This is a genomic window from Streptomyces lavendofoliae, from assembly GCF_014649735.1.
GTDB lineage: Bacteria > Actinomycetota > Actinomycetes > Streptomycetales > Streptomycetaceae > Streptomyces > Streptomyces lavendofoliae.
The window spans coordinates 40,796-53,580 of the sequence record NZ_BMTP01000009.1 but is presented as its reverse complement, the minus strand read 5'-3'; the positions used below and the strand labels follow the sequence as shown (position 1 = coordinate 53,580).

Genomic DNA, 12,785 nt, shown 5'->3' with positions numbered 1-12,785 from the left:
CTCCTCACCGCGGGAGGACCTCCGCCCGCGCGGTGAGCCTCAGATCGCGCGAGGACGCTCCCAGCCGGACGGTACGGGTGCCGGTGCCGAGCACCCAGGCGTGGCGTTCCGGGTCCCAGCAGGACAGTGTCCGGGCGGCGATCGGCACGGAGACGTGCCGGACCTGGCCGGGCCGCAGCTCGATGCGGCGGTATCCGGCCAGGACGCGGTCCGGCTGGTCCAGCGTCAGGTCCGGCGAGGGACCGGCGTACAGCTGGGCGACGGTGACGCCGGTGCGCCGTCCGGTGTTGCGGACGGTGAAGCGCGCCGTGAGCCCGCCGCCGCGTGCGGGGGTCACGACGAGGCCGGTGTAGGCGAAGCTCGTGTACGACAGGCCGTGACCGAAGGGGAACAGCGGCTCGACGCCCTCCGCGTCGTACCAGCGGTAGCCGGTGCGGACGCCCTCGGAGTACTCCTGGACGCCACCGGTGCCGGGGTAGCGGCGCGGGTCGCCGGCCGTGGGGTGGCGGGTGTCGGAGACCGGGAAGGTCTGGGTGAGACGGCCCCCGGGGTCGGCGTCCCCGAAGAGCACGTCGGCGGTCGCGGCGGCGCCCTCCTGGCCGGGGTAGTACATCTGGAGAACGGCGCCGGTGCGGTCCAGCCAGGGCATGGTGACGGCGGACGAGGTGTTGAGGACGACGGTCGTACGCGGGTTGGCGGCGGTCACCGCGTCGATCAGCGCCTCCTGGTGGCCGGGGAGGGCCAGGGTGGTCCGGTCGCGGCCCTCGGCGGCGTCCTCGTAGGCGAACAGCACCACGCTGTGCGCGGCGCGGGCCGCGCGTACCGCCGCGGCGACGTCCGCCGCGCGGGTGGCGGTGGTGATGCGGCGCAGCCGGAACAGCTGGCCCTGGGCACCGCCTTCGGCGGTGACGCGCAGGGTGTGGCGTCCGGCGGTGAGGGCGAGCGTGCGGCGGCGGACCTTGAGGCCGTCGGGGGCGGTGGAGACCAGCCCGAAGCCGGCGAACAGTTCGGCCTCGCGGTCCTGGAGGGCGAAGAGTTCGGTGCCGTCCACGTGGACCTTGGGGCGGGTGCCGTTGTAGTGGACGACGAAGGTCCACTCGTCGGGGCCGTCGGCGGTGAACGTCCCTTCGTACGTGTAGGTCTTCCCGGGCCGGACGCGCTGTCCTTCGAAGGACGCCCCGCGGACCGGGAGTGGCTTGCCGTACAGGTCCTCGCCCAGGGCGTGGGTGACGGTGGCGCCCTCGCCCGCGCGGGCGGTGATGGCGTCGAGCGGGGCGGCGGCCCGGTCGGGGACGACGTGGGCGCTGCCGCCGCCTGCGGCGAAGGGGACCGAGGCGGTGGGGCCGATGACGGCGAGGGAGCGGGCGGCGGGCCCGGTGAGCGGCAGCGTGTCGTGCTCGTTGCGCAGCAGGGTGGCACCGGCGACGGCGACCCGGTGGGCGAGGCGCGCCCCGGCGTCGCGGTCGCGGGTGGCGGGCCGGGCGGGGGCGGTGCCGTCGAGGAGCCCGAACCGGCCCATGACGGTCAGGACGCGGCGTACGGAGCGGTCGACGACGTCCTCGGCGAGGGTGCCGTCCCGGACGGCGCGGCGCAGGGGATCGCCGAACCACCGGCCGGCGGGCATCTCCATGTCGAGGCCCGCGGTGAGGGACGGGACGGTGCTGTGGGTGGCGTCCCAGTCGCTCATCACCCAGCCGTCGAAGCCCCACAGGTCGCGCAGGATCCCGGTGAGCAGGTCCCGGTTCTCGCACGCGTGCCTGCCGTCGACCTTGTTGTACGCGCCCATCACCGCGCCGGTGCCGGCGGCGACGGCGGCCTCGAAGCCGCGCAGTTCCGTCTCGTGCAGGGCCTGTTCGCCGATCCGGACGTCGACGCTGGTGCGGTCCTTCTCCTGGTTGTTCAGCGCGAAGTGCTTGACGGTGGCGATCAGGCCCTCGTCCTGGATGCCGCGGATCTCCTCGGCGACGAGGTCGGCGGTGAGGAGCGGGTCCTCGCTGAACGTCTCGAAGTTCCGGCCGGCGTAGGGGGTGCGGATCAGGTTCACCATGGGCGAGAGCAGGACGTCCTGGCCGAGTGCCCGGCCCTCGTGGCCGATGACGCGGCCGTACTCGCGGGCGAGGGCCGGGTCGAAGGCGCTCGCCAGCATCACCGGGGCGGGCAGGGCGGTGGCGCGGGCCCGTACGCGGACCCCGGCGGGGCCGTCGGCGAGCCGCAGGGGCGGGATGCCGAGCCTGGGTACGCCGGGGATCCAGCCGGCCTGGCCGAGGCTCGCGGGGTCCTTGGCGCCGTGCAGGAAGGTGAGCTTCTCGTCGAGGGTGAGCCGTGCGAGCAGGTCGTCCACGTGGCCGTCACCGGTGGCGGGCGCGGCGGCCCGGGCGGGCAGGGGGCCGGTGGTGGACGCGGCGACGGCGGCGGCTCCGGTGAGCAGCCGGAGCGTGGTCCTGCGGGAGACTTTTCGTGACATAGCCGCACTATGCGCACTGCGGCGGGCAATCTGTGCGCTCTGCGGTGGGACACGGCCGCCCCCGCACCCGAAGAGGGGTGCGGGGGCGGTCTTCACGCGCGCGTCCGACCACGCGCGCTTGGCCGCGGGGCCTCGTCTGTCGCGGGGCCCCGCGTGTCAGGAGTTCAGGAGTGCGGGCGCAGCGTCCAGATGATGGTCATCTCGCCCGTCACGGCGCCGTCCTCGCGGGTGATCGCGATGTTCACCGGGAACTCGGGGCGCTGCCCGGCGTCGAGTTCGGCCACGACCTCCGCCTTGGTGCGGCCGAGCGTCGCGGTCGCGGTGACGGGACCCATCGCGAGCTTCTTGTAGCCGATCTCCGCCTTGACGGCCAGCGGCACGGCGCGGTTCATCTGGTCGCCGAACGCCCCGATGACGATGGCGCCGCTGGCGGACTCCCCGAGCGTGAACATCGCGCCCGCGTGCGGCCCGCCGACGTGGTTGTGGAAGGCACCCTGGTCGGGGAGGCGGAGTACGGCCCGCTCGGCGGTCGCCTCGACGACCTCGAGGTTCAGGGTCTTGGCCATCGGGACGGTGGCCAGCAGCATGTCGCCGATGTTCGGCGCGGTCTCGGACATGCCCCGAAGTTACCAGGCAGTAGTAACGGCGGGAAGGCGTGCGCGGACGCCTCCTGCCGGGGGCGGGCGTGGCACCCGTCACGCCGCCCCTCTATGGTTACTCGCCATGTGGCCAGGACAGCAGCCGCCCGGGGGCGAGCAGAACCCGCAGGACCAGAACCCGTACCAGCAGCCGGGGTACCAGCAGCCCAACCCGTACCAGCAGCCGGGGACTCCGCCGCCGCCGAGCGCTCCGCCGCAGCAGCCCGGCTACCCGACGGACCCGGGCGGCCAGCAGCCCGGTTACCCCGGTCACCCCGGGTACCCGCAGCCCAACCCGTACCAGCAGCCCACCGTCCAGCAGTACGCCGTCCCGGGTCAGCCCCCCGGCGCGCCCGTACCGCCGCCCCACGGCGGCGACGACAAGCGGAAGACGGCCCTCGTCGCGATCGTCGCGGCGACCGCCGTCGTCGTCACCGCCGGCGTCACCGGGTTCCTGGTGCTGAAGGACGACGACAAGAGCACCACCGCCGGCCAGGACCCCAAGCCCTCGAAGAGCGTCTCGAAGTCCTCCGAGGCCCCTTTGGCCCCCTCCGGCAACCCGCGCGACGGCAGCACGGCCGCCAAGCCGAGCATTCCGGGCTGGAAGGTCGTTCACAACCCCAAGCGCAGCGCCCAGTTCGACGTACCGGCCGACTGGGAGGTCGTCGGCGCGGGCACGAGCGTCGGGTTCGAGGACGAGAAGAAGGGCGACGGCAGCTCCGTCGTCATCATGTCCGCCCCGGCCGAGTACAAGAGCAAGTGGTGCACCGAGGACGCCAACAAGGACGGCCGCCAGGAGGAGCACGGCCTGGCCATGGTCGGCACCAAGGGCGGCCAGGGCGCCAAGAACACGGCCGAGGCCGCGTACAACGAGGCGGGCAACTGGGTGTGGGCCGGCTACGCGCAGACCGAGCCCAAGGGAACGGTCAAGGTCACCAAGGCCACCCCGTTCACCACCACGTCCGGGCTGACGGGGCACGTCGCCACGGCGACCGCCCTGAACACCAAGAAGGAGGGCAAGTGCGACACGGACGGCAAGTCCATCGCCTTCTCCTTCAAGAACGCCAAGGGCGACTTCGTCAGCTGGGTCCTCTACGCCAACGCCGGCATCCCGGACGAGGTGGAGGACGCCACCATCCGGAAGATCCTCGCCACGGTCCGGCTGGCCGACGGCGGGTCCTGACCGTCCGCGCCGATATCGGTTTGGCGTGAGGGCGGGTCGCCGGGGATAGTCCGGGAGTGAGTACTCCCGCTGCCGCCCCCCGCAAGGGCCTTCGCCCCCGGCGCCCCGAGTGGGCCGGGCGCAACTACACGCTGCTGACCGCCGCCGCGATCGTCACCAACCTGGGCACCCACGGCGCCCTGATCGCGGCGGCCTTCGCGGTGCTGGAGACGGGCGGCGACGGCGGCGACGTGGGCCTGGTGGCCGCGGCCCGCACCCTGCCCCTCGTCCTGTTCCTCCTCATAGGCGGGGCGGTGGCCGACCGGTTCCCCCGCCACCGGGTGATGGTCGCGGCCAACGCCCTCAACTGCGCCTCCCAGGCGGTGTTCGCCGTCCTGGTGCTGGCGGGCGAACCGCGGCTGTGGCAGATGATGCTGCTCACCGCCCTGTGCGGTACCGGCCAGGCGTTCTTCAACCCGGCCGCCGAGGGCATGCTGATGTCCAGCGTCAGCGGCGAACAGGCCAGCCGCGCCTTCGCCATGTTCCGGATGGCCATGAACGGCGCGGGCATCGGCGGCGCCGCGCTCGGCGGCGCGATGATCGCCGCGTTCGGCCCCGGCTGGGTGCTCGCCATCGACGCGGCGGCGTTCGCGGCGGCGGGTGCGCTGCGCGCCTTCCTCGACGTCGGCCACATCCGGGAGCGGCCGCCCGGGGGCGGGCTGCTGGCCGACCTGCGCGAGGGCTGGCAGGAGTTCGCGGGGCGCCCCTGGCTCTGGGCGATCGTCGCCCAGTTCTCGGTCGTGGTGGCGGTGGTCGGCGCGGCCGAGTCGGTGTACGGGCCGCTGGTCGCCCGGGAAGAACTCGGCGGGGCGCGGCCCTGGGGCCTGGCGCTCGCGGCGTTCGGGGTCGGCACGGTGGGCGGGGCTTTGCTGGCGATGCGCTGGAAGCCGCGCCGGATGCTTCTGGTCGGGACCCTGTGCGTCTTCCCGCTGGCGCTGCCGTCGGCCGCGCTGGCCGTGCCGCTGCCGGTGGGCGGGCTGATCGCCGCCATGTTCGTGTGCGGCGTCTCGCTGGAGATCTTCGGTGTGGCGTGGATGACCGCGTTGCACCAGGAGATCCCGGAGGACAAGCTGTCGCGGGTCTCGGCGTACGACTGGTTCGGCTCGACCGCCATGCTGCCGCTGTCGACGGCGCTGGCGGGACCGGCGGAGAGCGCGTTCGGCCGGTCGCCGGCGCTGTGGGGCTGCGCGGCCCTGGTGGTGCTGGTGACGGCACTGGTACTGGTGGTGCCCGACGTACGGAACCTGACGCGGCGTACGAAGGAGGTCGCCGCGCAGGCGGCCGTCCCCGTACCGTCATCCGATGCCGAAGGTCCCGCCGGGCGGCTCGGGTGACGGGACGGCGTCCTCGTCGCGCACCGGCCGCGCGTCGCCGGTGAACCGGGCCAGCGACTCGCCGTGCTCCACGCGCGCGGGGAAGGCGTCGGCGGCGGCCAGCCGCGCCAGGCGCGCGGTGTCGATCTCCCCCCGCGAGGCGACGAGCACGGCGTTGCCGAACCGCCGGCCGCGCAGCACGGCGGGCTCGGCGATCAGCGCGAGATGCGCGAACACGGCGGCGAAGGTGGCCAGCTGGGAGCGGAGGAACGCGAAGGGGGCGCCGTCCGCCAGGTTGGCCACGTAGGTCCCGCCGGGCCGCAGCACCCGTTCCGCGGCGCGCGCGTACGCGAGGGACGTCAGGTGCGCGGGCACCCGCGACCCGCCGAAGACGTCCGCGACGACGATGTCGGCCGACCGCGCGGGCGCCGCCTCCAGCCATGCCCGGGCGTCCGCGCCGTGCACGGTGATCCCGCTGCCGGGCGGCAGCGGGAGGTGTTCCGCCACGAGCGCGACGAGCCCCCGGTCGGCCTCGACGACGTCCTGCCGGGAGCCGGACCGGGTGACGGCCAGCCGGCGCGGCAGGGTGAGGGCCCCGCCGCCCAGGTGCACGACGTCGAGCGGCTCACCCCCGGGCGCCGCGCAGTCCACGGCGTGGGCGAGCCGGCGGGCGTACTCGAACTCCAGGTGCGCCGGGTCGTCGAGGTCGACGTACGACTGGGGCGCGCCGTCGATCGTCAGCAGCCACGCCCGGTCGCGGTCCACGTCGGGCATGAGCTTGGCGGTGCCGTGATCGACGGCACGCAGGACGGGCAGCGGCTCGGGCCGGGGGTCGTTCACCGCCCCATTGTGCCCACCCCGCGACGACGCCCCCCCCCGCCCGGGCGGCGGGCGCCCCGTCCCGCGCGTCCGGCGGGCACCCGAGGGGGCGCGGCGCGGACGGGCCGGTCGGCCTGGCGGGCGGGCGCGCGCCCGCCGCCGCGGGGGCGTCCCCCCGGCGGCGGCGGGCGGCGCTGCTCACAGCACCTCGGTCACCGTGCCGGCGCCGACCGTACGGCCGCCCTCGCGGATCGCGAAGCCGAGGCCCGGCTCCAGCGGCACGTCGCGGCCCAGCTCGACGGTCATGGTGACCGTGTCGCCGGGGCGCGCGACGGCCGCCTCGCCGAGGTCGACGTCGCCGACGACGTCCGCGGTGCGGATGTAGAACTGCGGCCGGTAGCCGGTCGTGACCGGCGTGGTCCGCCCGCCCTCGCGCCCGGACAGGACATAGACCCGCGCGGTGAAGCGGCGGCGCGGCGCGACGCTCCCGGGAGCCGCCACGACGTGACCGCGGCGGACCGCGTCGCGCGGGACCCCGCGCAGCAGCAGCGCCACGTTGTCGCCCGCCTGGGCCGACTCCATCGGCTTGCCGAAGGTCTCCAGCCCGGTGACCACCGTCTCCGTGTCGGCGCCCAGCACCTCCACGCGGTCGCCGACCCGTACCGTGCCGCGCTCGACGGCACCGGTGACGACCGTGCCGCGGCCGGTGATGGTGAGCACGTTCTCCACCGGCATCAGGAACGGCGCGTCCACGTACCGCACGGGCATCGGCACATAGGTGTCCACCGCGTCGAGCAGCGCCTCGACGGCACCGGTCCACCGCGGGTCGCCCTCCAGGGCCTTCAGCCCCGAGACCCGTACGACGGGGACGGCGTCGCCGCCGTAGCCGTGGGCGGTCAGCAGCTCCCGGACCTCCAGCTCGACCAGGTCGGTCAGCTCCTCGTCGCCGGCGTCGGCCTTGTTGAGCGCGACGACGATGTGGTCGACGCCGACCTGGCGGGCGAGCAGCACGTGCTCGGCGGTCTGCGGCATGATCCCGTCGAGCGCGGAGACGACGAGGATCGCCCCGTCGAGCTGAGCGGCCCCGGTGACCATGTTCTTGACGTAGTCGGCGTGGCCGGGCATGTCGACGTGCGCGTAGTGCCGGGTGTCGGTCTCGTACTCGACGTGCGCGATGTTGATGGTGATGCCGCGCTGGGCCTCCTCCGGCGCCCGGTCGATCCGGTCGAACGGCACGAACGTGCCGGTCCCGCGCTCGCTGAGGACCTTGGTGATGGCGGCGGTGAGGGTGGTCTTGCCATGGTCGACGTGGCCCATGGTGCCGATGTTGAGGTGCGGCTTGGTCCGCACGTATGCCGTCTTGGGCATGGCTGTTGGCGGTTCCTTCCCGGAACTCGAAGCGTGTGAGGGACCCCGCGGCCTGGCCGACCCTCCCCCTGCGGGGTCCGCCGGACGAACGGGGGAGGGTCAGCTTCGGGCGCCGTCGAGGATCAGGAGCGCCGGGGCGACGGCAGCCTTCGGCGCGTCCGCGACTGCGGACGGCGCTGCGGGGAAGGCGTACCGGAACATGCGCCGATCATGGCCGAGACGGCCGTCCGCGTCGACCGAATTTCGGCGCGGGTGGGGCGGGTGGTGCCGATGGGGCCGCCGGGGCCGCTGTGGCATGCGTGAGGCGGACGTTACGGCGATCACCGGGCCATGTCGGTTAGTCTCCCCGGATGCTCGACCCCGTCACCAGGCCCCAGGCCGGTCTCGCCGTCCGCTGCTCCCGCGCCCTTCTGTCGCCGTGGTCGCGGCTGTCGTTGCTCCTCGTCGTCCTCGCGTCCGCCGCGGTGACCGTGGTGCTGTACGAGCCACAGCGGCTGCTCGCGGCGGGCTGGCCACCACAGGTGGGCGGCGCTGGCGCGGTGGTGCTGTTCGCGCTGGCGTACGGGCTGTGCACCGCCGCCTTCGTACCGCGGCCGATCCTGAACCTGGCGGCGGGGGCGCTGTTCGGCTCGCAGGCGGGGCTCGCGGCGGCGGTGGCCGGGACGGTGCTGGGCGCCGGCATCGCGTTCACGCTCGGCCGGCTGCTGGGCCAGGACGCGCTGCGGCCGCTGGTGCGGGGGCGCTGGCTGGAGGCGGCTGACGGCCAGTTGAGCCGGCACGGGTTCCGTTCGATGCTGGCGATCCGGCTGTTCCCGGGGGTGCCGTTCGCCGCCGCCAACTACTGCGCCGCGGTGTCGCGGATGGGGTACGCGCCGTTCCTGCTGGCGACGGGGCTGGGGTCCATCCCGAACACGGCGGCCTACGTGGTGGCCGGGAGCGAGGCCGCGTCGCCGACCTCGCCCGCCTTCCTGTTCGCGATGGGGTTCATCGTGCTGAGCGGGCTGGGCGGGGCGGTGGTCGCCTGGTGCAAGCGGCACCGCCTGCGCGACAGCCGGTGAGCACCGCCGGCCGGGGGGCCGGTGCTCCCCCACAGCGCTCCGGTGACGCTCACAGCGCCTCGAGGACCAGGGCGTTGGCCAGTCCGCCCGCCTCGCACATCGTCTGGAGGCCGTAGCGGGCCCCGCGTTCACGCATGGCGTGGACCAGCGTCGTCGTCAGCCGGGTGCCGCTGGCGCCCAGCGGGTGGCCCAGCGCGATCGCCCCGCCGTGGACGTTGACGCGGGCCAGGTCGGCGCCGGTCTCCTGCTGCCAGGCGAGGACGACGGCGGCGAAGGCCTCGTTGACCTCGAACAGGTCGATGTCGTCGAGCCGGAGTCCGGCCCTGCGCAGCACCTTCTCGGTCGCCGGGATCACGCCGGTCAGCATCAGCAGCGGGTCGGAGCCGGTGACGGCGAAGCTGTGCAGCCGGGCGAGCGGCCGGAGACCCAGCCGCCGGGCGGTGTCGCCGGACATGACCAGCACGGCCGACGCCCCGTCGTTGACGGGACTGGCGTTGCCGGCGGTGACGGACCAGGCGATCTGCGGGAACCGCTCGGCGAAGGCCGGGTCGTGGTACGCGGGCCGCAGCCCGGCCAGCACCTCCGGCGTCGTGCCGGGCCGGACGCACTCGTCGCTGCTGAGGTCCGCGAGGGGCGCCACCTCGGCGTCGAACAGCCCGCCCGTCCAGGCGGCGGCGGCGCGCCGGTGCGACGTCACCGCGTACTCGTCCATCGCCGTGCGGTCGATGGACCACTTGGCCGCGATCAGCTCGGCGCTGATGCCCTGCGGGACCAGGCCCTCGGGGTAGCGGGCGGCGACACCGGGGCCGAAGGGGTCGGCGCCGGGCGGCACGTTGGACCACATGGGGACGCGGCTCATCGACTCGACGCCGCACGCGACGGCGATGTCGTACGCGCCCGACAGCACGCCCTGCGCGGCGAAGTGCGTCGCCTGCTGGGAGGAGCCGCACTGGCGGTCGACGGTGGTGGCCGGCACCGACTCGGGCAGCCCGGCGCCCAGCCAGGCGTACCGCGTGGTGTTCATGGCCTGCTCGCCGACCTGGTCGACACAGCCGCCGATCACGTCGTCGACGAGCGCGGGATCGATCCCGCTGCGCTCGACGAGTGTGCGGAGGGTGTGGGAGAGCAGCTCGACGGGGTGGGTTCCGGCCAGGGCACCGTTCCGCTTCCCCTTGCCGATGGGGGTCCGGACGGCCTCGACGATGACGGCGTCGCGCATGGGTACGGCTCCTCTTTCGCGCGGGAGTGGGCGAGTGAGTTGGAAATCTGGACTTACCTGGGAACCGGTAACCTAGCCGAGTGGGTTGGGAAATCCAACCCTCTTGGGTGTGCGGCCCGTGTGGACCGGTACGGCGTGTCCCGTACCGACCCGTACGAGGTGTCCCGCACCGACCCGGCACGACCTGGACCGACCCGGCACGACCTGGACCGACCGCATGGAGGACGCCGCATGAAGGAGCCCCGCCCCTGTTCGATCGCGGACACCCTGGCGCTCGTCGGGGAGAAGTACGCGCTCCTGGTGCTGCGCGAGGTGTTCCTGGGCGTACGCCGCTTCGACCGCATCGCCCGCAACACCGGCGCCCCCCGCGACGTCCTGACCGCCCGCCTCCGCCGCCTCGTCGACGCGGGCATCCTGGAGAAGGCCGCCTACAGCGAGCGCCCGCCCCGCTTCGAGTACCGGCCCACCGACGCGGGGCGCGACCTCCACCCCGTCCTGCTCACCCTGATGGCATGGGGCGACCGGTACCTGAACGCCGAGCCGCCCACCGTCGTCGAACACTCCTGCGGCGCCCCGCTCAGCCCCGTCGTGGTGTGCGCCCACTGCGGCGGACAGGCGCCCACCGACAGCCTGACCCCCCACGTGCGGGCCCCGGGCTGGACCACGGCGGGCCCGGCCGGGGCCTGAGACGGCCGGCCCACGCGGCTCCGGCCGGGGCCTGGGACCGGTTCATTCACCTGGGGGCTGTACGCTGCGCACCGACCGGCCGTCGATCAGCGGCCGCCCCCCATTGACCGCACGAGCACCTTCGGGACGGCCGTAGCCCCATGAATTGGTTCGAATCACTCATCCTCGGGCTCGTCCAGGGGCTGACGGAGTTCCTCCCCATTTCATCCAGCGCGCACCTGCGCCTCACCGCGGCCTTCGCGGGCTGGCACGACCCCGGCGCGGCCTTCACGGCGATCACCCAGATCGGTACGGAGGCGGCCGTACTCATCTACTTCCGCAAGGACATCGCGCGCATCGTCTCCGCCTGGTTCCGCTCGCTGACGAACAGCGCGATGCGCGCCGACCACGACGCCCAGATGGGCTGGCTGGTCATCGTCGGCTCCATCCCCATCGGCGTGCTCGGCGTCACCCTCAAGGACCACATCGAGGGCCCCTTCCGCGACCTGCGCCTGATCGCCACGACCCTGATCGTCATGGGCATCGTCCTGGGCATCGCCGACCGGCTGGCGGCCCGGGTGGAGGAGGGCGGGCGGCACCGCGCCGCGCCCGAGCGGAAGACCCTGACGGACCTCGGCGTCAGGGACGGCCTGATCTTCGGCATGTGCCAGGCGATGGCGCTGATCCCCGGCGTCTCCCGGTCCGGCGCGACGATCAGCGGCGGCCTGCTGATGAGCTACACCCGCGAGGCGGCGGCCCGGTACTCGTTCCTCCTCGCCATCCCCGCGGTGCTGGCCTCCGGCCTGTTCGAGCTCAAGGACGCGACCGAGGGCGGTCATGTGTCGTGGGGCCCGACGATCTTCGCGACGGTCGTCGCCTTCGGGGTCGGGTACGCGGTGATCGCGTGGTTCATGAAGTTCATCACGACCAAGAGCTTCATGCCGTTCGTGATCTACCGGATCCTGCTCGGCCTGGTGCTGTTCGCACTGGTCGGCCTCGGTGTCCTCAGCCCGCACGCCGGCGAGTCCGGCGGCTGACCGCCCCCTGACCCCCGGCCCGCCGGGAGCGTCGAGACACCGGCCACAGGGGCCGGCCCGGGGGAGGTTGGTCACAAAGCACCCCCAGAAGTAGCCGGACCCCCCGGCCCTCTGCCTACGCTGGGTGCCATGACCCGATCCCCCGACGACCTGCCCACCCCGGACGCCGAAGCCCTGAACGCGGCGATCCGCGAGTTGTGGGTGCGCTCGGGCGGGCAGCTGTCGCCGGACGAGCAGCGGATCTACAGCGCCCTGGTGCTCCAGTACGCCCGCTCGTCGCCGCAGGGGGACGTCACCGAGGCCGCGTAACCCTCGGCGACCCCCGGGCGCCTGCGCTTCCGGGCTCCGCCTCCGGGCTCCGCTTCCGGGCTCCGCCTCCGGGCTCCGGCCGACGTTGACCTCGACGAGGCCGCCCGCACCCTGCCGGACCGCATCCGGCGGTCGCCGGCAGCCCGACGGCCGGGGCTCGCGGACACGCGCGGGGGCCGCCGGCAGGGGGGTGACCGGCGGCCCGATGCCCGGGTCCTCCGTCCCGGGTACGCGCTGCGAGCCTCCCGCACGACGGGGTCCGGCGCGAGGGCGCACGGCACACATACGCACGCATGGCGTTCACACCCCGTGTGAACCGGCTCGTCGCCGTCCCCCCGCCGCCCCCCGGGCCGGTGGCCGCTCGTGCTGCGATCACCCGCCGCGCGGCGCACCCTGGTCCCATGGCCGGCCAGACACCCGTCGTCGTGCACCGCCCCTCCCCCGGCGGCGGGCGGCGCGTCACGATTCGCGGACGGATCGCGGGGCTCGCGCACAACGACGCGGACCTCCTGGAGTTCTTGAGGCGCGCCGGGCTGGACGAGGCGGACGTGTCGCTGGACGACCCCCGCCTCGTGGAATGGCGCGGCGGCCGGGCCCACCACTGGGAGGCCGCCTGACGCACCGGGGCGGCCCCGGTCGCGGCCCCGGGCGCAATGCCGCCCGGCGCACCGG

12 protein-coding genes are annotated in these 12,785 nt (G+C 74.3%); 7 read left to right on the top strand and 5 right to left on the bottom strand.

All coding sequences use genetic code 11. The features are described from left to right. Nucleotides 1-4: 4 nt before the first annotated feature. A complete protein-coding gene (locus IE109_RS18195; RefSeq protein ID WP_189551956.1) occupies nt 5-2,464 on the bottom strand; it encodes a beta-glucosidase in 2,460 nt (819 codons plus the stop codon). Nucleotides 2,465-2,628: 164 nt separating this feature from the next. Next, nucleotides 2,629-3,081, bottom strand: coding sequence for a DUF4442 domain-containing protein (locus tag IE109_RS18190; RefSeq protein WP_189551955.1), 453 nt, complete (start codon nt 3,079-3,081; stop codon nt 2,629-2,631). A gap of 106 nt (nt 3,082-3,187) precedes the next feature. Between IE109_RS18190 and IE109_RS18185 the strand changes: the two genes are divergently transcribed. Next, the gene (locus IE109_RS18185) at nt 3,188-4,285 is read left to right on the top strand and encodes a DUF8017 domain-containing protein (protein WP_189551954.1); all 1,098 of its coding nucleotides are present in this window, start codon (nt 3,188-3,190) and stop codon (nt 4,283-4,285) included. A gap of 56 nt (nt 4,286-4,341) precedes the next feature. After that, complete coding sequence (locus IE109_RS18180; protein ID WP_189551953.1) at nt 4,342-5,658, top strand: MFS transporter; 1,317 nt, start codon at nt 4,342-4,344, stop codon at nt 5,656-5,658. Here the strand turns inward: IE109_RS18180 and IE109_RS18175 are convergent. Further along, entirely contained in the window at nt 5,620-6,411 is a 792-nt protein-coding gene (locus IE109_RS18175) for a spermidine synthase (protein WP_189552165.1), read from the bottom strand. The genes IE109_RS18180 and IE109_RS18175 overlap by 39 nt on opposite strands. A gap of 243 nt (nt 6,412-6,654) precedes the next feature. Further along, the gene (gene tuf / locus IE109_RS18170; protein ID WP_189551952.1) at nt 6,655-7,824 is read right to left on the bottom strand and encodes an elongation factor Tu; all 1,170 of its coding nucleotides are present in this window, start codon (nt 7,822-7,824) and stop codon (nt 6,655-6,657) included. Between the two features lie 350 nt (nt 7,825-8,174). Between tuf and IE109_RS18165 the strand changes: the two genes are divergently transcribed. Next, on the top strand, nt 8,175-8,882 hold the full coding sequence (locus IE109_RS18165; RefSeq protein ID WP_189551951.1) for a TVP38/TMEM64 family protein: 708 nt from the start codon (nt 8,175-8,177) through the stop codon (nt 8,880-8,882). A 49-nt stretch (nt 8,883-8,931) separates the two neighbouring features. On the opposite strand, the gene IE109_RS18160 is transcribed toward IE109_RS18165, so the two are convergent. Further along, entirely contained in the window at nt 8,932-10,101 is a 1,170-nt protein-coding gene (locus IE109_RS18160) for a thiolase family protein (RefSeq protein WP_189551950.1), read from the bottom strand. A gap of 231 nt (nt 10,102-10,332) precedes the next feature. On the opposite strand from IE109_RS18160, the gene IE109_RS18155 reads away from it, so the two are divergent. The 4 genes from IE109_RS18155 (at nt 10,333) to IE109_RS18140 (ending at nt 12,730) form a co-directional block, all read left to right on the top strand. Beyond that, the gene (locus tag IE109_RS18155; protein ID WP_189551949.1) at nt 10,333-10,788 is read left to right on the top strand and encodes a winged helix-turn-helix transcriptional regulator; all 456 of its coding nucleotides are present in this window, start codon (nt 10,333-10,335) and stop codon (nt 10,786-10,788) included. A gap of 140 nt (nt 10,789-10,928) precedes the next feature. Continuing rightward, on the top strand, nt 10,929-11,804 hold the full coding sequence (locus IE109_RS18150) for an undecaprenyl-diphosphate phosphatase (RefSeq protein ID WP_189551948.1): 876 nt from the start codon (nt 10,929-10,931) through the stop codon (nt 11,802-11,804). Nucleotides 11,805-11,933: 129 nt separating this feature from the next. Continuing rightward, nucleotides 11,934-12,113 (top strand): hypothetical protein, encoded by a 180-nt coding sequence (locus IE109_RS18145; protein WP_189551947.1) that lies wholly within the window; start codon nt 11,934-11,936, stop codon nt 12,111-12,113. A 401-nt stretch (nt 12,114-12,514) separates the two neighbouring features. Then, complete coding sequence (locus IE109_RS18140; RefSeq protein WP_189551946.1) at nt 12,515-12,730, top strand: hypothetical protein; 216 nt, start codon at nt 12,515-12,517, stop codon at nt 12,728-12,730. The last annotated feature ends 55 nt before the right edge of the window (nt 12,731-12,785 follow it).